General features: G+C 66.4%; 21 protein-coding genes. 11 read left to right on the top strand and 10 right to left on the bottom strand.

The window, feature by feature from the left end; translation table 11 throughout:
- The coding region (locus ML342_RS11145; protein WP_240127110.1) for a transposase at positions 1-340 on the top strand (340 nt) is incomplete at its 5' end.
- Positions 341-486: 146 nt separating this feature from the next.
- Positions 487-1,473, top strand: coding sequence for an IS5 family transposase (locus ML342_RS11150; protein WP_240127111.1), 987 nt, complete (start codon positions 487-489; stop codon positions 1,471-1,473).
- 322 nt (positions 1,474-1,795) lie between these two features.
- Here ML342_RS11150 and ML342_RS11155 read toward each other — a convergent pair whose 3' ends face one another.
- The 8 genes from ML342_RS11155 to ML342_RS11195 form a co-directional block, all read right to left on the bottom strand.
- Positions 1,796-2,074, bottom strand: coding sequence for an EF-hand domain-containing protein (locus tag ML342_RS11155; RefSeq protein WP_114958848.1), 279 nt, complete (start codon positions 2,072-2,074; stop codon positions 1,796-1,798).
- A 27-nt stretch (positions 2,075-2,101) separates the two neighbouring features.
- On the bottom strand, positions 2,102-4,717 hold the full coding sequence (locus tag ML342_RS11160) for a heavy metal translocating P-type ATPase (RefSeq protein WP_190281006.1): 2,616 nt from the start codon (positions 4,715-4,717) through the stop codon (positions 2,102-2,104).
- Positions 4,714-5,112: a heavy metal-responsive transcriptional regulator gene (locus ML342_RS11165; RefSeq protein ID WP_240127112.1), complete on the bottom strand. Its 399-nt coding sequence runs from the start codon at positions 5,110-5,112 to the stop codon at positions 4,714-4,716. The genes ML342_RS11160 and ML342_RS11165 overlap by 4 nt, the downstream gene beginning before the upstream one ends.
- Before the next feature lie 92 nt (positions 5,113-5,204).
- Entirely contained in the window at positions 5,205-5,714 is a 510-nt protein-coding gene (locus ML342_RS11170; RefSeq protein WP_240127125.1) for a DUF411 domain-containing protein, read from the bottom strand.
- 17 nt (positions 5,715-5,731) lie between these two features.
- Complete coding sequence (locus tag ML342_RS11175; RefSeq protein ID WP_240127113.1) at positions 5,732-6,214, bottom strand: YybH family protein; 483 nt, start codon at positions 6,212-6,214, stop codon at positions 5,732-5,734.
- Between the two features lie 17 nt (positions 6,215-6,231).
- On the bottom strand, positions 6,232-7,116 hold the full coding sequence (locus ML342_RS11180; RefSeq protein WP_240127114.1) for a c-type cytochrome: 885 nt from the start codon (positions 7,114-7,116) through the stop codon (positions 6,232-6,234).
- Between the two features lie 15 nt (positions 7,117-7,131).
- Positions 7,132-8,748 carry a copper resistance protein B gene (locus tag ML342_RS11920; RefSeq protein ID WP_275672477.1) on the bottom strand — a complete coding sequence of 539 codons (1,617 nt, stop codon included), beginning with the start codon at positions 8,746-8,748 and terminating at the stop codon, positions 7,132-7,134.
- 112 nt (positions 8,749-8,860) lie between these two features.
- Positions 8,861-9,289: a CopL family metal-binding regulatory protein gene (locus ML342_RS11195; RefSeq protein WP_114958842.1), complete on the bottom strand. Its 429-nt coding sequence runs from the start codon at positions 9,287-9,289 to the stop codon at positions 8,861-8,863.
- 308 nt (positions 9,290-9,597) lie between these two features.
- Between ML342_RS11195 and ML342_RS11200 the strand changes: the two genes are divergently transcribed.
- The 5 genes from ML342_RS11200 (at position 9,598) to ML342_RS11220 (ending at position 16,922) form a co-directional block, all read left to right on the top strand.
- Entirely contained in the window at positions 9,598-10,299 is a 702-nt protein-coding gene (locus ML342_RS11200; protein WP_240127115.1) for a CopD family protein, read from the top strand.
- A gap of 56 nt (positions 10,300-10,355) precedes the next feature.
- On the top strand, positions 10,356-10,775 hold the full coding sequence (locus tag ML342_RS11205) for a hypothetical protein (RefSeq protein WP_240127116.1): 420 nt from the start codon (positions 10,356-10,358) through the stop codon (positions 10,773-10,775).
- Between the two features lie 129 nt (positions 10,776-10,904).
- Entirely contained in the window at positions 10,905-12,227 is a 1,323-nt protein-coding gene (locus tag ML342_RS11210) for a TolC family protein (RefSeq protein ID WP_240127117.1), read from the top strand.
- Positions 12,224-13,771: an efflux RND transporter periplasmic adaptor subunit gene (locus tag ML342_RS11215; RefSeq protein ID WP_240127118.1), complete on the top strand. Its 1,548-nt coding sequence runs from the start codon at positions 12,224-12,226 to the stop codon at positions 13,769-13,771. Before ML342_RS11210 ends, ML342_RS11215 begins: the two co-directional genes overlap by 4 nt.
- 1 nt (position 13,772) lies before the next feature.
- Positions 13,773-16,922, top strand: a complete 3,150-nt coding sequence (locus tag ML342_RS11220) for an efflux RND transporter permease subunit (protein WP_240127119.1) — start codon at positions 13,773-13,775, stop codon at positions 16,920-16,922.
- An 86-nt stretch (positions 16,923-17,008) separates the two neighbouring features.
- Here ML342_RS11220 and ML342_RS11225 read toward each other — a convergent pair whose 3' ends face one another.
- Both ML342_RS11225 and ML342_RS11925 read right to left on the bottom strand, forming a co-directional pair.
- Complete coding sequence (locus ML342_RS11225; RefSeq protein ID WP_240127120.1) at positions 17,009-17,878, bottom strand: hypothetical protein; 870 nt, start codon at positions 17,876-17,878, stop codon at positions 17,009-17,011.
- Between the two features lie 113 nt (positions 17,879-17,991).
- Positions 17,992-18,117: a hypothetical protein gene (locus ML342_RS11925; RefSeq protein WP_275672478.1), complete on the bottom strand. Its 126-nt coding sequence runs from the start codon at positions 18,115-18,117 to the stop codon at positions 17,992-17,994.
- Positions 18,118-18,146: 29 nt separating this feature from the next.
- On the opposite strand from ML342_RS11925, the gene ML342_RS11230 reads away from it, so the two are divergent.
- The 4 genes from ML342_RS11230 to ML342_RS11245 are packed head-to-tail and all read left to right on the top strand — an operon-like array spanning position 18,147 to position 20,822.
- A complete protein-coding gene (locus ML342_RS11230) occupies positions 18,147-18,590 on the top strand; it encodes a DUF2924 domain-containing protein (RefSeq protein WP_240127121.1) in 444 nt (147 codons plus the stop codon).
- Positions 18,590-19,978, top strand: a complete 1,389-nt coding sequence (locus ML342_RS11235; protein WP_240127122.1) for a recombinase family protein — start codon at positions 18,590-18,592, stop codon at positions 19,976-19,978. Before ML342_RS11230 ends, ML342_RS11235 begins: the two co-directional genes overlap by 1 nt.
- On the top strand, positions 19,978-20,349 hold the full coding sequence (locus ML342_RS11240) for a site-specific recombinase resolvase (RefSeq protein WP_240127123.1): 372 nt from the start codon (positions 19,978-19,980) through the stop codon (positions 20,347-20,349). Before ML342_RS11235 ends, ML342_RS11240 begins: the two co-directional genes overlap by 1 nt.
- Complete coding sequence (locus ML342_RS11245; protein WP_240127124.1) at positions 20,346-20,822, top strand: LacI family transcriptional regulator; 477 nt, start codon at positions 20,346-20,348, stop codon at positions 20,820-20,822. Before ML342_RS11240 ends, ML342_RS11245 begins: the two co-directional genes overlap by 4 nt.
- Positions 20,823-21,028 lie beyond the last annotated feature (206 nt).

Consider the following 21,028-nt stretch of genomic DNA (forward strand, 5'->3'; position numbering starts at 1 on the left):
CCGCGCCAACACCGGCGCGCGGCTGCTGGCCGACCGAGGCTACGACGCGCAGACCAACCGCCAGTTGCTGCAGGCCCACGGGCTGCGCGACGGCATCGCGCGGCGTGCCAAGCCCGGGCAGCAGCGGCGCGCGCGCCTGGACGCGCGCAACAAGGCGATCAACCGCGTCCGCGCCAGAGGCGAACATGTGTTCGCCGGCCTCGAGCAGTTGGGCGGCAAGTGCGTGCGGGCGATGACGCTGGCGAGAAACGAACTGGCGATCCTGCTCAAGTGCGCGGCGTACAACGCCAAGCGGCTGGTCTGGCTGGTGCGCCATGACCCGTGCGGGTGTGCGCGATGAAGGCAGAGGTGCGCCCGCTGCAGCCTGCAAACGCCGTTTTGCAGGGCCTCGGGTGCCTGCCAAGGCGGCGATCACGGGGCCTGAGCGGCCCCGAGAACCCCGAACCGAGTGACGCGGGCGCCCTCATGCCGGTTCAGCCTTCGGAAATGGGGTTATGCGAAGTGCCCTTCGGAGATGCCGAGGGGATGGGCCGCAAGCGCACGCGGCGTGAGGTGTTCCTGGCGGAGATGGAGCAGGTGGTGCCGTGGCAGGCGCTGCTGGCCTTGATCGCGCCGCATTACCCGCAATCGGGTCGTCCCGGCCGGCAGCCCTACCCCTTGGCGACGATGCTGCGCATTCACTTCCTGCAGCAGTGGTACGCGCTGTCTGATCCGGCGATGGAAGAGGCGCTGGTGGACACGCCGGTGATGCGGCGATTCGCGCAGCTGGGCGGTCTGGACGACATCCCGGACGAGACGACGATCTTGAACTTCCGGCGCCTGCTGGAGACGCACGGCTTGGCCGAGAAGCTGTTTGCGCAGGTCAATGCCCACCTTCAGCGCAAGGGTCTGAGCCTTCGGTCGGGGACGATCGTCGATGCGACGATCATCAATGCGCCGAGTTCGACGAAGAACCAGGATGGTGAGCGCGACCCGGAGATGCACCAGACCCGGAAGGGCAACCAGTGGTACTTCGGGATGAAGGCGCACATTGGCGTCGATGACGTGTCCGGTCTGGTACACCACGTGGAATGCACGGCGGCGAACGTGGCGGACGTGACGCAGGCACACAAGCTGCTGCACGGCGAGGAGGACACCGTCTGCGGCGACAGCGGCTACACGGGTGCCGAGAAGCGCGAGGAGCTGCAGGACGTGGCGGCGGCGTTCCTGATCGCGGAGAAGCCGTCGAAGCTGCGCGCGATGAAGAACCAGCGCGAGCGGCGCTACGCCGAGCGCTGGGAGCGCTACAAGGCGAGCCTGCGGGCGAAGGTGGAGCACCCGTTCCGGGTGATCAAGCGGCAGTTCGGCTACATGAAGGTGCGCTACCGCGGCATCGCGAAGAACGCGGCCCAGGTGCTGACGCTGTTTGCGCTGTCGAATCTGTGGATGGTGCGCCGGCAGTTGATGCCGGCGACAGGGTTGGTGCGCCTGTAAGGCGGGGAAACCCGCCTGAAAGCGCCGGAAACGGCGCGTATACAGGGCATTGGAACGGCATTCGAGACAAAAATCTGCCTTGGGAGACCGAGATCGAGGCGTCAGGGCGGGTTGTTCAGACTTTCCTTAAGGAACTGCCGGTCATCGACGCCGGCCTGTGCGCGAATCGCCCGTAGTGCCCGTCGCTGGTCTGGTGGCCGGTGTGGCTGACGTGACCGCCCTTCGTCCGAGCGTCGTGAGTCGTCTGGTGCTTGGAGTGCGCTTGCATGATTGAACCTCCTTGAATGGCGGCGCGACGAACCGCGCCGCCGAAATTCGCGCGTCAGTGGCCGGTGTACTCGGCCTCCGACAACACACCGTCCTTGTTGGTGTCCATCATGGCGAAGTGCGCGGCCATGGGATGTTTGGCCGGCATCTCTGCCTTCGACAGCTTGCCGTCCTGGTTCTTGTCGAGCGCACGAAACTCCTTTTGGGCCGGGGTGATTTCTGCAGTCGGCGCCGCGTGACCCGCATGGCTTCCATGCGCTTGCGGTTCCGCCGCGACGGCTACCGCGGACAGGGACAGGAGGCCGACAGCGGCCAGCGAAACGAATTTGTTCATGAACCTACTCCAGGTGGGGGGAAAGTCTTAGTGAGAAGACGCGCCGTGTGCGGACAGCGCGGGTGCTGCGTGCGTTGCGCCCAGGGGAACACGCGCCAGGCGCAGCGCATTGGTGACGACCGAAACAGAACTCAGGCTCATGGCCAGCGCCGCGATCATCGGGCTGAGTAGCAGACCGAACACCGGATACAACACACCGGCGGCGATCGGCACGCCGATGGCGTTGTAGAGGAAGGCGAAGGCGAGGTTCTGCTTCATGTTGGCGACCGTTGCATCCGAAATCGCCCGCGCCTCCAGGATCCGGCTCAGATCGCCTTTGACCAAGGTGACCTGAGCGCTGGACATCGCGACGTCAGTGCCGGTGCCCATGGCGATGCCGACATCCGCGGCCGCGAGAGCCGGCGCATCGTTCACACCATCGCCGGCCATGGCGACACGTCGCCCTTGCGCCTTGAGTTGCTGTACCAGCGCGGCCTTGTCCTGCGGACGCACCTCGCCTCGCACGTCCTCGATGCCGAGTGTGCGACCCACCGCCTCGGCGGTCGATTGCGCATCGCCCGAAGCCATCACCAGATGCAGGCCTGCCGCACGCAATGCGTTCAAAGCCGGCAAGGTCGTGGCCTTGATCGGATCTGCCACGGACACCGCGCCCGCCAACCGCCCATTCACGGCGAGGAACATCACGCTGGCGCCCTCGCCCCTCGCCGATTCGGCACGAGCAAGCAGCGGCGCGACATCGGCGCCCACCTCGGCCATGAGCGCCTTGTTACCGAGGGCAAGCTTCTGCCCTGCGATCTGCCCGCGCACGCCTTTGCCGGTAACCGAATCGAAGTCATCGGTCGTCGACAGCGGTAGGTTCCGGCGCTTGGCTTCGGTCAGGATCGCATCCGCCAGCGGGTGTTCGCTGCCCTGCTCCAGGCTTGCCGCCAAGCCCAGCACGGTGTCGTCCTCGAACCCGTCGGCGGCCATGACCGCGCGAAACGCCGGGCGACCTTCGGTCAGGGTGCCGGTCTTGTCGACGATCAAGGTATCGATCTTGCGCAACTGCTCGATCGCCTCGGCGTCGCGGAACAATACGCCGGCACGCGCCGCGCGGCCGGTGGCGACCATGATCGACATCGGCGTGGCCAATCCCAGCGCACACGGACAAGCAATGATCAGCACCGAGACCGCATTGAGGACGGCGTATGTCCACGACGGCTCCGGCCCGAACAGGCCCCAGCCGAAGAACGTGAGTACGGCAATCGCCAACACCGCGAGCACGAACCAGAACGCGACCTTGTCGGCCATGCGCTGCATCGGTGCACGCGAGCGCTGCGCCTGGGCGACGAGCTGCACGATCTGCGACAGCACGGTCTCCGAACCGATCCTGTCGGCGCGGATGACGAGGCTCCCGGTGCCATTGATCGTGGCGCCGATCACGCGGCTGCCTGCGGTCTTTTCAACCGGAATCGATTCGCCGGTCAGCATCGATTCGTCGACGCTGGAGCGCCCTTCGAGCACTTCGCCGTCGACCGGCACTTTTTCGCCGGGGCGCACGCGCAGTTTGTAGCCGATGTGGACATGTTCGAGCGGGATGTCGTCTTCGCTGCCATCGTCGTTGATGCGACGGGCCGTCTTCGGCGCGAGCCCCAGCAAAGCCTTGATCGCCGCCGAAGTCTTCGAGCGGGCACGCAACTCCAGCAACTGCCCCAACAGAGTCAATGACACGATGACCGCGGCGGCCTCGAAATAGACGCCGACCCGGCCATGCTCACGGAACGAATCCGGGAATAGATCCGGTGCCACAGTGGCCACCACGCTATAGCCGAAGGCTGATGCAACGCCAATCCCGATCAGCGTGAACATGTTCGGGCTGCGGTTGCGGATCGATTGCACGCAACGCTCGAAGAACGGCCAGCCGGCCCAGAGCACGACCGGCGTGCTCAACGCGAGTTCCAGCCAGGTGCGGGCACCCATGCTCAGGAACGTCAGCCGGTCGCCCAACATCGCCAGCAGGAAGACCACGACGGTCAGCGGCAACGTCCACCAGAAGCGATGCGAGAAGTCGCGCAGTTCCGGGTTGTCCTCGTCCTCCAGGCTGGGCATTTCCGGCTCCAGCGCCATGCCGCAGATCGGGCACGTCCCCGGTCCTTCCTGGCGGATTTCCGGGTGCATGGGACAGGTGTAGATCGTGCCCGCCGGCGCGGCGGGCGCCGTCTCGGCCTTGGGCGTGAGATAGCGCGGCGGGTCGGAAACGAATTTCGCTTGGCAGCGTGCCGAACAGAAGTGGTAGTCGGTGCCGGCGTGGCTGGCGTGATGCGGCGTGGTGTCGGGATCGACCTGCATGCCACAGACCGGGTCGATCACGGCGCTATCGGATGTCGGTACCTTGGTCGCACAGCAACTGCCCTTCCCTTCCCCTTTGGCCGAGGTCGTCGTGTAACGCTCGGGGTCGGTCACGAATTTTTCCCTGCAGCGTGCCGAGCAGAAGTGGTAGTCGGTGCCGGCATGACTGACGTGATGCGATGTCGTGTTGGGATCAACCTGCATGCCGCAGACCGGATCGATCACGGTGTTGTCGGATGCTGGTGCCGGCTTCTTGTTCGCACAGCAACTGCCCTGCCCATGCGCGTCGTGATCGGAATGCGTGTGCGTGTTCATGCGGCGTCCTCGTTGAGTGCGTGCAGGATCGGGCAAGCGCCCAATGCCCCATGCCCGGGACATGCCTTGATCAGCGTCCGCAATCCGTCGCGAATCCGCGTGAGTTCCGCCAGCTTGGCCTCGACGCCCGCCAGCTTCTGCTCGGCGGCTGCCTTGAGGCTGCCCATGTCGTCCTCGCGATGGCTGGAGAGTGCGAGCAGTTCGCGAATCTCTTCCAAGGTGAAACCCAGTGCCTTCGCGCGACGCACGAAACGCAGGCGCAAGACATCGGCGCTCTGGTACCGACGGTAGCCGGACGGTTGACGTTCCGGCTCCGGCAGCAGTCCTTGCCGTTCGTAGTAGCGCACGGTGTCGATGGGGACACCGGTGCGTTGGGCGAGTTCACCGATCTTCATTGAGGGACCTCTTGCGTCTGGAATGCCGCCAGTCTCCACCCTTGAGTAAAGTCCAGAGTCAAGCCCTGCTGCATGCGGCCATCCATGTACGTTCAGTGCGCTGCAAAGGCCGCTGTCGTGCCGTCCCGACGCACCAGTTCGACGGTGTACGGCTCCGAATGCCCGTCCGGCATCTCCATACCGGGCGATCCCATTGGCATGCCGGGCAGCACCAGTCCCTTGACGTCGGGTTTTTCGGCCAACAGGCGCTTCACGTCCGCGGCCGGCACGTGGCCTTCAATGAAATAGCCTCCCACCTCGGCGGTATGGCAAGACCCCTTGCCATACGGCACGCCCACGCGTTCCTTCACCGGATTGACGTTGTCCTCGTCGCGTACCTCGACCTGGAATCCGGCTTGGCGCATGTGGTCCACCCACAGGCCGCAGCAGCCGCAACTCGGGCTCTTGTGAACGACAACGAGCGGCAGCGCTTGCGTTGGTGCGGGCACTGGTGCCACTTCGGCTGTGACCTCGGCAGCGCGCTCTGGTGCTGGCGCCTGTTTGGCGCAGGCGCCCAGCGATACGACAGCGCCCAGCACCAACACGGCCGTTGCAGCATGCATCGACATGGTCTTCCTCCTCATCGCTTCGCCCGCGAGGACCAATGGATATGGACAATGCGCCAGCCGTCCTTACCGCGCTTGAGCACCATGGTTTCGGTGCTCAGCGTGGTCACCGGCTTGCCGTCCTTGCTGGTGTGCAGTTCACTTTCGCTGCCAACCCACGCCAACTCGCCCGCCACTTTGGCCGTGCGTTGCTTCAACTGCACATGCGCGCCTTTCAGGAACTCGGCGTCGTGCGTTGCATGCCCGCCCATGTATTCGGCTTTCGAGTGCTCGGCACCGCCGCTTTCTAGGATCAGTACATCGTCGGCCAACCAGGTGCCGGCACGCTTCAGATCACCGGCCTGCAATGCGCTTGAGAAGGCATCCACGGCCGCAACCGCAGGCTTCGCCTCGGCGGCGATGGCAGGTACGTTGGTCTTCGCATGCTGCGCAGGGTCATGTGCTTGCGATGCAAATGGAAGCACCAGCAAGGCGAGGAAAACAATTCGATGGATCATGGGATTCGCGGCTCCGGTCAGTGTTGGTGATCGTGGCCATCGCTGGCCGGTTCTGTTTCGGGCATGTCCATGCCGGCATGCGGGTCGGCGGTGGTCGGCTTCGCAGTGGCAGGCGTGGCCGTGGGTTTTGCGTCGTGGACGTGCTTCTTGCCGTCGGCATGGATGTGCACTTCACCGGACGGTGCCTTCGTGTCCTTCGGCGCATCGACGTGCGGCGGTGTGCCCGAAGGGTGCGAGTGCGGCTTGGGCGCATCCATCGGCATGCCCGCCATCGCGTTGTGCTCCTCTCCTTCGGTGTGCGCGTGCGCGTCGCCCTCGTCGTGATGGTCCTCGCCGCCCTCGGCATGCGCGTGGCCCTCGGACTCACCGCCACCGTGCGAATGACCACCGCTGCTGGCGACGAGCGCCTGATATTGCTCGGGTGTGAGCTTGGGCAGTGCCTGCAGGAACGCCGCCATGTTCCAGATGTATTCGTCGTCCATGCTCTTGCCCCAGGCCGGCATGCCTGAGGCCTTGATACCGTGCTTGATCACCCAGAACGCGGTGTCGGCATCGACCGTTTCCTTACTCAGATTCGGCGGTGCCGGATACAGGCCCATGCTCAGTTCGGTGTCTTGCATACCCGGGCCGAGGTGGCAGCCGGTGCACATGGCGTTGTAGTTGCCAGCCCCCTGACGGATGCGCGCCGGGTCGTCGAGATCGGCGGGCACTTGCAACTTGTTCGCCCGTACCTCGATGGAGCGTTCGCGCAGGGCTTGCAGCATCAAGTACACGGGCCGGGTGTGGGGGTCGTCCGCGCCGATGTTGTAAATACCGGACCAGACAAAACCGGCTGCCGCCGCGAGGGCGACGCCGGACAGGATGCTCAGTGTGAGCAGGGACTTTCGGGTAACGAACGGCATGATGGTCTCCCCCAATCAGAACCAGATCCGGATCCCCGCCACGAAGCGGGTGTCGTTGACGCCTTCGTCCGCCGCGCGACGAAAATCTGCAGTGCGACCGAAGGCGCGTTCATGAACCACGCCGATGTACGGCGCGAATTGCCGGGTGAACTCATAGCGCAGACGTAAACCGGCCTCGGCGGTGCTCAGACCGGAACCGATGCCGCGGCTTTCGTCGTTCTTGCCGTAGAAACTGACTTCAACCAGCGGCTGCAGGATCAACCGGTTGGTCAGCAGTGTTTCGTATTCGGCCTCCAGACGCGCAGCGGTCTGGCCGGATTGGCCGAGATACGCGGTCGCCTCCACTTCGAACTTATACGGCGCCAGGCCCTGCACACCGATCGCGACGAAGTCCTGCGATGCGCCAGGCTTAAAGTCGTGGCGCACGCCGGCGACCACATCCCACCAGCGGGCGAATGCACGGCCATACAGGACTTCAAGATCCGCGCTTTCGGTATGCCCCGCGACCCGCTCGCCCTCGCTGCGCAACCAGAGCTTGTTGAGATCGGTGCCGATCCAAGATTGGCCCTCCCACGCCATGCCGCCGCCCTCGTCGGTATCGAAGCCTTCGAGGCGGTTGAACAGCACATAGTGCTGCACGCCGTTGTCGTGCACCGGATGATCGTTCGGTGGCGGGACGGCCGCCGCACGATCTTCGTCCGTCAGTACCGGAATCGGCGTGATGGGTTGGTCGGCGGGACGCGGCATGGCATGCCCCATCGCGGCGTGATCCATTGGCACCGGTTGGGCGGCGTCATGTCCCATGGCGCTGTGGTCCACGACAGCCGGCTGTTGTGCCGGCATCTCGTGGCCCATGGCCGCCTGATCCATCGGTGCGGCGGGTTCCGTTGCCTTTGGCTTCGGCGTGGTAACGGGCTTCGCCTTGGGCTTTGCATTGGCCTTCGGCTTGGCTTTCGGTTTGACTTGATGCTGCGTGTGATCCTGCATCGCCGGCATTATCTTCTTCAGCCGCGCAAACAGCCGTGTGGGGTCCATGTCGGTCCAGTCGGACAGCATGACCACGTAGTCGCGGTCGTAGGCGAACGGTTCGGGTTCGATGGGATCGATGATGAGCGGGCCGTAGAGCCCGGCCTGTTCCTGGAATCCCGAATGGCTGTGGTACCAGTACGTACCGCCCTGATTCACCTTAAACCGATAGTGGTAGGCCTCGCCCCGGTGGATGCCGTCAAAGCTCAGCCCAGGCACGCCGTCCATGTTGGCCGGCAGCAGGATGCCGTGCCAATGGATCGAGGTTTCATGGCCAAAGATCGAGCCTTCCGGCAGCGCATTGGAGACACGCAGGTTGACCGTCGTACCCTCGCGCCAGCGCAGCAGCGGTGCTGGAATCGAGCCATTGACGGTGACTGCTGGACGCGTGCGCCCGGTGAAATTCATCGGCGTCTCGCCGATGGTCAGGTCGAACTCGGTACCCGACAGGACATTCGGATTACCGGGGCCTTTGAGCGCCCAACTGAGTTTGGGCCAGAGACCCAGGCTGGCCACAGCACCATCCGCGGCCAACCCCTGCACGAATCGCCGCCGCGACGGTTTGAACAACCCGTCGGCATTGCGGCCGAAAGCATCGGAAGACATGTGAACTCCATCAAAGTGTCATAGGCCAGCACAAGCGCTGGACCACTGCCTGCAAAGCACGTCGAACGGCGACGCGCGCAAGCGAACCGGCGCCCGGGGCGCCAAAGGACACTTAGCCGATGGGAGGTCGGATCAGATGGGGCAACGGTGGTGTTGCATGGCCCAAGGCCATCGATCGCACGCTACCGACATGCAGCAGGGCGGTGCCCTGGAAGGCCATCACCGGCACCATGGCGGCCGCCTGATGCACGCATGCACAGGTACAGGTGCTCGACTTGCAGCAATCGGGTGACTGGCCGGGTTGCTTGTCCTTGGTAGCCGTTGCCGCATCGGCCGCATCCTGCGAATGCGCGGGCTGCCCGTCGTGGTGGCATGGCATCTCGGACTCGGCACTCGCCATAGGCGCGACCGGAGTACTTGCGGCTTCATGCCCATCCGCGTGCATCTGCATCATCTGCACAGACGCCATGGCCGAGGCTGCCCCGTTGAATACCAAGGCAACGCACAGCAACAGACGCAACAGGATGGCGCGGGTGGACATGGCCTTACTTTAACTCGCGAGCGTGCTCAGGGGTAAAGGAATCATGAATAGCACGAGCCTATCTCTGGACTATGGTGAAGGGTTCAACACCCACGGCCCAATGAAGTTACTTGCCGGGAAGACGACCCCGCTTCGACTTGGAAAGTTTCCACACCCTCGACCTGTTTGAGAAGGTCCTTCTTCTGGCGGAGGGACAACTCATTCCAACGTAGTAACAGCGCGGCCAATAAATCGTCTTCGGTGTAGAGGAACGCGGGAGGAATCCCCAGTACCTCCGCCAACCGCTTCGCGGTCTTGAGTTGGGGCTCGTGTTTGCCTCGCTCGTCGTGCTCGGATGGCAGCGCCGCCGCGGAAAGGTGGAGTCCGCATTTCCGCGGCTGGCAATGCTGGCGGGCGGCGCACTTGCTACGCTGGCATGGAACGGCCACGCCGCCGCCGGTGAAGGCGCGTCCGGTGCGCTGCGGCTTGCTGCGGGCCTGGTCCACCTTCTCGCGGCAGGCGGCTGGGTTGCCGCGGTACTGGTGTTCCTGGGCCTGCTCCTGCGCAGGGAGGCGGTCTCCGGCAGTGGGCACCTTCGAACGACGCATGATCTTCTGCACGGATTCTCGACGCTCGGCACGGTCTTCGTCGCTGCGCTCATCGTGTCCGGCATCACGCACTACGGTGATCTCACCGCATGGTCGTTGTCGACACTGCTCGAGAGCACGTACGGGAACCTGCTGCTGGTGAAGCTTGCCCTGTTCGGAGGCATGCTGGGTCTGGGTGCATTGCACCGCTGGACGCTGGTGCCGCGCCTGGGACGCGCCTTGGAAAGCGGCGATCCTGTGCAGGAGGTGCGCGCCCTGCGGCAGAGTGTCGCGGCTGAAGCAGCACTGGCCATCCTGATCCTGATCGTCGTTTCTGTGCTGGGAACGCTCAGCCCCGCGGCTGCCTGCGCGATGGCGCATAGTCTTGATGGTCCCTCCCCCGCCGAGCATCGGCACGAACTCCCCCGCCGTCTCTGTTCCTGACCAGAAATTGATCTGGATCAGTTGCACCGGATCAGACAAAGAGTTAAGCTCCGACCATGATCCGCCTTCGCCATCGGAACTGGTTCAAGCGCACTGCCCTCCTCGCGATGGTGGCGTTGCTCTGGTCCCAGTTCGCACTGGCCGGTCATGGCGGCTGTCTGGATCTCAAGGCCACAACCGCCGCAGTCGCGGCCGACGCGGACACCCACCACGACCACGGTCACGGTTGTGGCGCCGAGCTTCCCTCGGCTGACGAGGCACTGTGTACCGCGCACTGCAGCGAAGGCGACCTCTCGGCAGACAGCGGACGCATCCCGCCGGTTCCGCCGCTCCTTGTCGGAGCATGGCTCTCCTGGTTCGCAGTCGCCGAGATCGGGGATGGTGCGCGGGGCGTCACGTCCACATGGGTGGATTCGCCACCCAGGCCCGCCTGGCACCGACCTACCGCCCATCCCGCGGCGCTCCTGCTGATCTGATGCCCGGACGCTGACTGCTCCGCACCTCTGTGCGGCGCGGTCCTGTGCGTTCGCGCCGTGGCTGCGTCACGGCATGTGTTCCTGCCCTCGTCCGAGCGACCTGCGTCGCGTCGGCCCAAGGACACTGATATGGCATCCCTGTTCGACCCGATGCAGGCCAGGCGCCTGCACCCTTACCCGCTGTTCCGCCGTCGGCCACTGCTCCGGCACCTGCTTGCCTGCGTGTTCGCCGGCGGCTTGTGGACGCTGGCGCTGCCCGCGACCGCCACCGAACCCATCCCGGGGCACAGCCTCGAGTCGATCCGCACCTGGGTTCTGGAACACAACCCCGAGCTGCGGGCCATGGACTTCGAAACCCAGGCCGCCGAAGCGAGGATCCTTCCCGCAGGTGCCCTGCCCGATCCGATGGCCTCGGTTGGATTCCGCGGCCTCGATCCGGACAAGCCCTGGCGCACCGCCGGTGCCGAGCGCGAGGTGAACTACGCACTGCGCCAGCGCTTCCCGCTCTGGGGCAAGCGTTCGCTGGCCCGCGAGGTCGCCACCCATGAGGCCGAGGCGATGCGGCTGGAGCGCGAAGCCACCGCGCGCACGCTGCTCGCCGAGGCCGAAGCCGCCTACGTCCGCTACTGGCACGCCGACCAGGCGGTGGCGGTGCTCGACCGCCGCATCGCCCTGCTCCGCCAGGTCGAGGAAATAGCCGGCGTGCGCTACGCCCTGGGTCGCGCGCCACAGCAGGATGCCATCCGCGCCCAGGTCGAGCAGACCAGCCTGCAGCGCGAGCGGATCGAACGCCTCGCCGCCAAGCAGGAGGCGGCCGCCACCTTGAACGCGGTGCTGGGGCGCCGTTCCGATGCACCGCTGGCGGCTCCCGACGAGGCGCCGCGCCTTGCCGTCCGCAGCGCTTCGCTTGCCGAGGCTCTGGACGCCGCCGACACGCACCCCGCGGTCCGTTCGCAGCAGGCCCGCGCCGAGGCCGCGCGCACGAATGTGGTGCTGCAGCGTCGCAACCGCTTTCCCGACATCACCGTCGGCGTGGGTGCGATGCAGCTGGGCAACGGCATCCAGAGTACCGAGCTGATGCTCGAGGTGGAGATCCCGTTCCAGCAGCGCGCGCGCCGCGAACGCGAGCGCGAATCGCGCCTGCTCGAGGACGCCGCACGGGCCCGCGCCGAGGCCGCCCGCCGCAGCCTGCAGGGCGAGGCCGGAATGGCGTGGGCGCAGTGGCAGAGCGCGCGCGAGCGCCGCCGCCTCACCGAAACCACCCTGCTGCCGCAGGCCGACGCCAACTTCCGCTCCGCGCTGGCGAGCTACCAGGTGGGCGAAGTCGACTTCGGCACGCTGCTGGAAGCCTTGGACGCCTGGCAGGGCGCCGACCTCGCGCGCGTGGATGCCCTGCGCGACGAACTGCTGGGCGCCGCCGCCGTGCGCGCCCTCGAAGGAGACACCCGATGACCCGCTTCCGGACCCTGGTCCTCGCCCTGTCCGTGGCCGCCGCGGCGCTCGCCGTCGGCTGGCTCGCCGGCCGCGCCTCGCGCGAGCAGGCCGCCGCGCCGGCGCAGGCCGACACCGGCCGCCCCGCGCGCAAGGTTCTCTACTACCGCAACCCGATGGGCCTGCCGGATACCTCGCCGGTGCCGAAGAAGGACCCGATGGGAATGGACTACATCCCCGTCTACGAAGGCGAGGAGGCCACCGCGCCCGGCACCGTCGTGTTGACGCCGGAGAAGGTGCAGACGCTCGGCGTGCGCACGGCGGTGGTGGAACGCGCGCCGCTGGCCGCCGGGGTGCGCGCCAGCGCCACGCTGGAGATCGACGAGACCCGGCAGTACGCGATCGCGCCGCGTTTCGAAGGCTGGATCGAGCGCCTGTACGCCGACCAGACCGGCATGCGCGTGCGCCGCGGCCAGCCGCTGATGCGCGTGTACAGCCCGGAGCTGATGGCGGCGCAGCAGGAGTACCGCGTCGCCGATGCGGCGGCGCGCAAGCTCGCGCAGAGCGATCCGGCCAGCGCCGCCTCGATGGCGCGCCTGCGCGATGCGGCGGTGGCCCGCCTGCGCAACTGGCAAATCGCCCCGCGCCAGCTCGGACAGGGCGACGGCGGCTTCGTGCTGACCTCGCCGGCGGACGCGGTGGTGATCGAGAAGCCGGTCGTGCAGGGCGCGCGCTTCGAGCCGGGCGAGACCGTGCTGCGGCTGGCGGACCTGTCCACGGTGTGGGCGGTGGCGCACGTGCCAGCCGCGCAGGCGGCGGAGCTGCGGGTCGGACAGGCCGCGCGTTTCGAATCCATCACCCTGCCCGGCCGTCGCTTCGACGGCACGGTGACGTTCGTGCAGCCGGTGCTGGACACCGCCACGCGCACGGTGCAGGTGCGGGTGGCGCTGCCGAATCGGGACGGCGTGCTGCGTCCCGGCCTGTTCGGCGCGATCGTGCTGGAGCGCGACGACCCGACGCCGGTGCTGAGCGTGCCGCGCTCGGCGGTGCTCGACAGCGGACTGCGCCAGGTGGTGCTGGTCGAGCGCGCGCGCGGCCGGTTCGAGCCGCGCGAGGTGCGTACCGGGCGGCGCGCCGGCGACAGCGTCGAGATCCTGGACGGCGTGCGCGAAGGCGAGCGTGTGGTGGTGGCGGCGAACTTCCTGATCGACGCCGAAAGCAACCTGCAGGCGGCGTTGCAGGGACTGGGCGCGCACGCCGGCCACGGCGGGTCCGCACCCGCCGCACCGGCGACCGCGCCCGCGGCGGTGGACCACGCCGGACATGGGCCGGCGATGCCACCGGTCGATGCGAAGAAGGACACGCAGCCGGCCCCGGCCAGGGCGCGACCGACGCCGCAGGCGCCCGCGCAGCCGTCGCCGGCGCCGGCCGACCCGCACGCGGGCCACGCCCCGACCGCATCGCCCGATCCGCACGCCGGGCACGCCCCGCCCCCGCCATCCGATCCGCACGCCGGCCACGCGCCGGCAACGGACGGCACGCACGACGGCCACGAGGACCGCTGACATGCTCGGCCGCATCATCGAGTGGTCGGTCCGCAACGTCTTCCTGATCGCGGTGATGACGCTGGCGGTGATCGCCGGCGGCGTCTACGCGCTGCTGCGCACTCCGCTGGACGCGCAGCCGGATCTGTCCGACGTGCAGGTGATCGTGTTCACCGAGTATCCGGGGCAGGCGCCGCAGGTGGTCGAGGACCAGGTCACCTACCCGCTCACCAGCGCGCTGCTGTCGGTGCCGAAGTCGAAGGTGGTGCGCGGTTTCTCGTTCTTCGGCGCCTCGTTCGTCTACGTGATCTTCGAGGACGGCACCGACCTCTACTGGGCGCGCTCGCGCGTGCTCGAGTACCTCAATTTCGCCTCGAAGAACCTGCCGGCCGGCGTCACCCCGAGCCTCGGGCCGGATGCCACCGGCGTCGGCTGGGTCTACCAGTACGCGTTGCAGGGCAAGCAGCGTTCGCTCGACGAACTGCGCGCGGTGCAGGACTGGTACGTGCGCTACCAGCTCGCCAAGGCGCCGGGCGTGGCGGAGATCGCCAGCGTCGGCGGTTTCGTGCGCCAGTATTCGGTCACCGTCGATCCGGCGCGCCTGCGCGAGTACGGCATCCCGCTCGCGCGCGTGTCACAGGTGGTGCGCGAGAGCAACCGCGATGTCGGCGGCCGCGTCGTCGAGATGGCCGAGACCGAATACATGGTGCGCGGCCGCGGCTACCTGCGCGGCGTGGAGGACATCGAGAACCTGGTGCTGAAGGCGGAGGGCGGCGCGCCGGTGCGTGTGGGCGACGTCGCCCACGTCGAGCTGGTGCCGGACGAGCGCCGCGGCCTGGCCGAGCTCGACGGCGAAGGCGAGACGGTCGCCGGCATCGCGGTGGCGCGCTACGGCGAAAACGCGCTGGCGGTGATCCACGGCCTGAAGGAGAAGCTGGCCGAGATCCGCGGCGGTCTGCCCGCGGGCGTCAGCCTCCGCACGGTGTACGACCGCTCCGAGCTGATCCACCGCGCGATTGCGACCCTGCGCACCACGCTGATCGAGGAGAGCCTGATCGTCGCGCTGGTCTGCCTGGTATTCCTGTTCCACGCCCGCAGCGCGCTGGTGGCGATCGTGATGCTGCCGGTCGGCGTGCTGATCGCGTTCATCGCCATGCGCGTGCTCGGACTCAACAGCAACATCATGAGCCTGGGCGGCATCGCCATCGCCATCGGCGCGATGGTGGACGCGGCGATCGTGATGATCGAGAACGCGCACAAGCACATCGAGCGCGACGACGGCACGCGCAGCCGCGCGCAACTGATCATCGACGCCTGCCGCGAGGTCGGCCCGGCGCTGTTCTTCAGCCTGATGATCATCACCGTCTCGTTCCTGCCGGTGTTCGCGCTGGAGGCGCAGGAAGGACGGCTGTTCCGGCCGCTGGCGTTCACCAAGACCTTCGCGATGGCCGGCGGCGCGCTGCTGTCGATCACGCTGGTGCCGGTGCTGATGCTGCTGTTCGTGCGCGGCCGGATCGTGCCGGAGGCGAAGAACCCGGTGAACCGCGTGCTGATCGCCGCCTACCGCCCGGTGATCAACGCGGTGCTGCGCCACAGGCTCGCCACCCTCGTGCTGGCGGTGGTCGCGCTGCTGGCCACGCTATGGCCGGCATCGCGCCTGGGCAGCGAGTTCATGCCGACGCTCAACGAAGGCACCCTGCTCTACATGCCGGCCTCGCTGCCGGCGATGTCGGCGACCAAGGCGGCGCAACTGCTGCAACAGCAGGACCGCATCATCAGGAGCTTCCCCGAGGTGGAATCGGTGTTCGGCAAGGCCGGACGCGCCAACACCGCCACCGACCCCGCGCCGCTGGAGATGTTCGAGACCGTCATCAACCTCAAGCCCGAATCCGAATGGCGCGAGGGGATGACGGTGGACAAACTGATCGCCGAAATGGACCGCGCGCTGCGTTTCCCCGGCGTCGCCAACGCCTGGACCATGCCGATCAAGGCGCGCACCGACATGCTGGCCACCGGCATCCGCACGCCGGTCGGCATCAAGGTGTTCGGCCGCGACCTGGCGCAGATGGAGACGCTGGCGCGGCAGATCGAGGCGGCGGTGCGCAAGGTGCCGGGCACCACCAGCGCCTACGCCGAGCGGCTCACCGGCGGCTACTACCTCGACGTCGAACCCGACCGCGCGCGGCTGGCGCAGTACGGCGTCACGCCCGGCGAGCTGCAGGACGTGGTGGCGGCCGCGCTGGGCGGCGAGATGGTGACCACGCTGGTGCAGGGACGCGAGCGCTTCGGGCTGATCGTGCGCTACCCGCGCGAGCTGCGCGACGATCCGCAGCGCATCGCCGACAACGTGCTGGTGCCGACCATGGACGGCGCGCAGGTGCCGCTGGGCGAACTGGCCACGGTGGTGGTGCGCAAGGGTGCGCCCAGCATCCGCACCGAGAACGCGATGCTGTCGGCCTACATCTACGTCGACACCCGCGAGAGCGACATCGGCCGCTACGTGCGCGCCGCGCAGCAGGCGGTGGCCGAGTCGGTGAAGTTCCCGCCCGGCACGTACGCCACCTGGAGCGGGCAGTACGAGTACATGCAGCGCGCCGCGGCGAAGATGCGGATCGTGGTTCCGGTGACGCTGGCGCTGATCTTCCTGCTGCTGTACCTCAATTTCCGGCGCGTCACCCAATCGCTGATCGTGATGCTGTCGGTGCCCTTCGCACTGGTCGGTGGCATCTGGCTGATGTGGATGCTCGACTACAACACCAGCGTGGCGGTGGCGGTCGGCTTCATCGCGCTGGCGGGTGTCGCCGCCGAGACTGGCGTGGTGATGCTGATCTACCTCGACCATGCGCTGCAGGCACGCGCCGAGGCCGCGCGTCGCGAAGGCCGCGCGCTCGATGCCGCCGACCTGCAGGCGGCGATCGTCGAAGGCGCGGTCGAGCGGGTGCGACCGAAGATGATGACGGTGGTGGCGATCATGGCCGGCCTGCTGCCGATCATGTGGAGCACCGGAACCGGTTCGGAGGTGATGCGCCGCATCGCCGCGCCCATGGTGGGCGGGATGGTCTCGTCGACCATCCTGACGTTGGCGGTGATTCCGGCGCTGTACTCGCTGATCAAGCAGCGGCAACTGGCCAGGAAGCCGCACCCCTCCTCCGCACTACCCAAGGAGAAGTAGTGATGGGGCCGTTCAACGCAGGCAGGGACCGACGGTTCATGCAACTGTGGCCGCGAACATCCGTCCGTCCACGGCCAATTCGCGCGTTACTGGCTTCGCCCACCGCAAGGCCGGTTGACCTGTGTGCGATGTGCGCTTGGACCATCAGGTAGGCGACAGCGACCATGCGTTTCGTCGCCGGCCCCCTCAACAAGCAGCTGCTCCAGAACCTGCTCGGCGAAGTCATCGAGTCTTGCACCCGCGTTCGTGCAGCCGTCGCCTACGCCAGCCGCGACAACATGCTGTTGTTCGAGGCCTGCGCACGGCACCTGAAGCCGTTGGAGTTCTTCGGCCGCTACGACCACACCGTAGCCGTGGACCCTGCCGTCTTGAAGTGGTTCCTGGATAAGGCGAGCCCCAACTACGACTGCAAGCTTGTGCCTGACATCCTGCACGCGAAGGTCATCTGGTGGGTGGACGCGGGCGCCTACATCGGGTCGGCCAATCTGTCGGACCGAGCCTGGATTTCGAACATCGAGGCTGGCACCTTCCTGGCGCAGGACGAACTCGTCGAGACGGGCATGGAGCGCGAGCTGCTGCGCTTTTTTGAGGAAGTCGATGACCGTGCCCGTCCTCTGACCAAGGAGATCTACCAAGAGCAGCTGCGCTTGGCGGACCGGCGGTCGGAGTTGTCGAAGCGTGAATACGGACTTGAGCAGCAGTTCGACAAGGATCGCTTGCTGCCGAAGAACCAGGGGCTGGTGTTTGTCGACACGAAGCGATCGTCTGAGAAACGCTTCCAGAAATTCGAGCAGGATTGGAACGACACCTTGCAGGTGATGCGGTCCATTGCGTCCAGGGTTTCGGCACAGGGCGCCAAACCCGGCTGGATCGATGCGTCGGTGGCCCCCGGCGTTCAAGCCGACCAATTCCTGCACGCCTATTACTACAAGCAGGTCAAGGATGGAAACCGTCATCCTTACGAGGAGTTCTTCGCCAGGAATTCGAAGAACCCGGAACTGGCGTTGCGCGACGCGCTGGAGTGGTGGCATGACGCCGACTTCGACCACTCGTTTGAAGAGCGCACCATTTACGAGTGGTCGCCCCGGCTGCGTGAGCTGCCATCCTTGCGGCTGCCATCGTCCGCACCCTTGCTGCTGATGAGCCAAAACAGAGAGAAGTTGGCCTTGGCTTCCTGCCCGACCAGCGCGTTCATACAACCCCCTATCAAGAGGAGAAGTTGTGATGAACGACAAACAAGCTTCCGTCGCCGCGCGGATCGCCGAACTGGGCCACCTGCCTATGGCCGAGCTGTGGGCCATCTGGGACCGGTACTTCGAGCGCCGGCCCGAACATCCGAATCGCACGCACGTCGAGTCCCGCATCGCCTACAAGCTGCAGGAGGAAGCCTTCGGCGGACTCGCACCCGAAACGCGCCAGCGCCTGGAGGCCATCGGCGTCAAGCACTCCAAGATCAAACTGCGCGCGCGCCCGCGCAAGTTCGACTTCGCGCCCGGTACTGTGCTGCTGCGCGAATGGGGCGAGCGCGAGCATCGGGTCACGGTCGACGCGGACGGTCTCTTCGAATACGAAGGCCGCCGCTTCAAGAGCCTGACCGCGGTGGCGCGCCACATCTCGGGCACCCACTGGTCGGGGCCGGCGTTCTTTGGCTTGAAGGGGGGTGAGTGATGCCGGACAGCAGCCAGATCGCCAGCCCCAAGGCACGCAAACGCTGCGCGGTCTACTGCCGGGTGTCGTCGGATGAGCGTCTTGACCAGGAGTTCAACTCCATCGACGCGCAGAAAGAGGCCGGACACGCGTTTGTGGCCAGCCAGCGATCCGAGGGGTGGATTCCGGTAGCCGACGACTACGACGACCCTGGCTACTCCGGCGGCAACACGGATCGGCCCGGACTGAAACGCCTGATGGCGGACATCGAGCACGGCCAGATCGACATCGTGGTGGTCTACAAAATCGACCGTCTGACGAGAAGCCTCGCCGACTTCTCCAAGATGGTCGAGGTGTTTGAACGCCACGGGGTGTCCTTCGTCTCGGTCACGCAGCAGTTCAACACCACCACCTCGATGGGACGGCTGATGCTCAACGTGCTGCTGTCCTTCGCCCAGTTCGAGCGCGAGGTGACCGGTGAGCGCATCCGCGACAAGATCGCCGCCGCCAAGCGCAAAGGGATGTGGATGGGCGGCGTGCCGCCCTTGGGCTACGACGTGGTGAACCGGCAACTGGTCATCAACAACGCCGAAGCCGCCGTGGTGCGGCGCATCTTCGAGGAGATGCTGACCATCGGCTCGCCCACCCAGATCGCCGCCAGGCTCACCGCCGAGGGCATCACCACCAAGGCCTGGACGACACAGGAGGGCCAGACGCGGACAGGCACGCGCATCGACAAGAAGTACCTGCACAAGCTACTCAGGAACCGCATCTACCTGGGGGAGTTGTCGCACAAGGGAACTTGGTATCCCGGCGCGCACCCGGCCATCATCGACCACGGGCTGTGGGGCAAGGTGCACGAGATTCTGGCCAAGGACGCTCACACCCGAGCGGCCGAGACCAAGATCCGTTCACGCACCGACGCCTTGCTGCGCGGCCTGCTGTACGCCCCCTCGGGCGAGCGGATGTACCCGACCTACTCGCACAAGAACGGGCGCAAATATCACTACTACGTCTCCAAGTCGGAGTCTCGCTTCGGCGCGCCCGGCAAGAACTACGAGCGCCTGCCCGCCGCAGAGATCGAAGCGGCGGTGGTGGCCCAGATCCGCACGGTGCTGACCAGCCCGGAATCCATTGCCGCCGTGGTGCGGCATATCCAACGCAACGGGGCCCAGATCGACGAGGCCACGACCGTGATGGCGATGGGGCGGCTCAACCACGTATGGGATCAGTTGTTCCCGGTCGAGCGCCACCGCATCGCCAACCTGATGATCGAGCGTATCGACCTCGTCCATGCGGGCGAGTTGCAAGGGATCAAGGTGAAGTGGCGCGAGGTGGGCTGGAACGCGCTGATCAAGGAGTTCGCCCCGGACAGCATCGGTGCCGAACTGCTGGAGGTCGAAGCCTGATGATGGATCCGATGGAAACCTTCGTGCCCCTGACGTTCCGACGTCGGGGCGTCCAACGCGTGGCCACGGACGAGCGCAGCGTCCACGACGTCACCTTGCTGGACGGTGTGGCACGCGCCTTCTACTGGCAGCACCTGCTGGACACCGGCGCGATGCAAAGCGGGTCGGCCATTGCCCGCGCTGAGAAGCTGCACCAGTCAGTGGTCAATGAACTGCTGCGCCTGACCTTGCTCGCGCCCGACATCATCGAGCAGTTCATGGCAGGAAAGCAGCCACGGCGGTTGACGCTGATGTGGTTCCAGCGGAACCGCCTGATGGTGGATTGGCAGGCCCAGCGCCAGCTCATGGCCAGCTTTGAGGAGGACGTATGAGCAAAAAACATCGCGGGCAAATAAAGGGCGACCCGGTCACGTACGAGACACCATTGCCCGCCGGCGGCGTGCAACTGGAAACCTTCCTGTCCTGGACGCTGGTGCGCCGGGGCCTGAAAAAGCAGGTCATCACGCCACTGGACGCGCCGCAGGCGTTTCTGGACGAAGCCCGGCGCGAACGGCAGGCGCGTGAGATGGCGCAGGACACTCCGTTGATGCGGGCGCTCGGCCTTGCGCACCACTGGCAAAGGCTGATGGATGCAGGGCGCTTCGCATCCATCACTGAGATCGCTGAAGCCGAAGGCTTAGACCTTGGGCGTGCCAGCCGGATCGCCCGATTGGCACAGTTAGCCCCCAGCATCGTTGAAGCCTGCGCGACCGGCACGGCTGCGGGCTTGACTTTGGAAAGCGTCAGCCGTCGTGCCATTCCCCAGCGGTGGGACGAGCAGCGTGAGCGACTGCGACTGGCGTAATTAGCGACCGCAGCAACTGCCCTTGCCACGCTCCTGGATGGGCGGGCACGGCACTGTGCCGTAGGAGCAGTACACACAGCAGTCAGAGAAATACCCAAAAGTGGTGCACGCCCTGACGGATCAGGCGGCGGCCGAGTGGGTCTGGGCGGTTGCATCATCGCGCACTTCGACGCCATCGCGGAAGCGCACGCCGGTGATCACCTTGG

The organism is Thermomonas alba, assembly GCF_022419205.1.
GTDB classification, from domain to species: Bacteria; Pseudomonadota; Gammaproteobacteria; order Xanthomonadales; family Xanthomonadaceae; genus Thermomonas; species Thermomonas alba.

Coding starts and splice junctions, on each gene's coding strand:
- ML342_RS11150 (WP_240127111.1), top strand. CDS start 487: ATGGGGTTATGCGAAGTGCCCTTCGGAGATGCCGAGGGGATGGGCCGC.
- ML342_RS11925 (WP_275672478.1), bottom strand. CDS start 18,117: ATGAACGCGCTGGTCGGGCAGGAAGCCAAGGCCAACTTCTCTCTGTTT.
- ML342_RS11180 (WP_240127114.1), bottom strand. CDS start 7,116: ATGCCGTTCGTTACCCGAAAGTCCCTGCTCACACTGAGCATCCTGTCC.
- ML342_RS11245 (WP_240127124.1), top strand. CDS start 20,346: ATGAGCAAAAAACATCGCGGGCAAATAAAGGGCGACCCGGTCACGTAC.
- ML342_RS11225 (WP_240127120.1), bottom strand. CDS start 17,878: ATGACGGTTTCCATCCTTGACCTGCTTGTAGTAATAGGCGTGCAGGAA.
- ML342_RS11230 (WP_240127121.1), top strand. CDS start 18,147: ATGAACGACAAACAAGCTTCCGTCGCCGCGCGGATCGCCGAACTGGGC.
- ML342_RS11240 (WP_240127123.1), top strand. CDS start 19,978: ATGATGGATCCGATGGAAACCTTCGTGCCCCTGACGTTCCGACGTCGG.
- ML342_RS11220 (WP_240127119.1), top strand. CDS start 13,773: ATGCTCGGCCGCATCATCGAGTGGTCGGTCCGCAACGTCTTCCTGATC.
- ML342_RS11235 (WP_240127122.1), top strand. CDS start 18,590: ATGCCGGACAGCAGCCAGATCGCCAGCCCCAAGGCACGCAAACGCTGC.
- ML342_RS11210 (WP_240127117.1), top strand. CDS start 10,905: ATGGCATCCCTGTTCGACCCGATGCAGGCCAGGCGCCTGCACCCTTAC.
- ML342_RS11155 (WP_114958848.1), bottom strand. CDS start 2,074: ATGAACAAATTCGTTTCGCTGGCCGCTGTCGGCCTCCTGTCCCTGTCC.
- ML342_RS11175 (WP_240127113.1), bottom strand. CDS start 6,214: ATGATCCATCGAATTGTTTTCCTCGCCTTGCTGGTGCTTCCATTTGCA.
- ML342_RS11920 (WP_275672477.1), bottom strand. CDS start 8,748: ATGTCTTCCGATGCTTTCGGCCGCAATGCCGACGGGTTGTTCAAACCG.
- ML342_RS11215 (WP_240127118.1), top strand. CDS start 12,224: ATGACCCGCTTCCGGACCCTGGTCCTCGCCCTGTCCGTGGCCGCCGCG.
- ML342_RS11160 (WP_190281006.1), bottom strand. CDS start 4,717: ATGAACACGCACACGCATTCCGATCACGACGCGCATGGGCAGGGCAGT.
- ML342_RS11165 (WP_240127112.1), bottom strand. CDS start 5,112: ATGAAGATCGGTGAACTCGCCCAACGCACCGGTGTCCCCATCGACACC.
- ML342_RS11170 (WP_240127125.1), bottom strand. CDS start 5,714: ATGCATGCTGCAACGGCCGTGTTGGTGCTGGGCGCTGTCGTATCGCTG.
- ML342_RS11195 (WP_114958842.1), bottom strand. CDS start 9,289: ATGTCCACCCGCGCCATCCTGTTGCGTCTGTTGCTGTGCGTTGCCTTG.
- ML342_RS11205 (WP_240127116.1), top strand. CDS start 10,356: ATGATCCGCCTTCGCCATCGGAACTGGTTCAAGCGCACTGCCCTCCTC.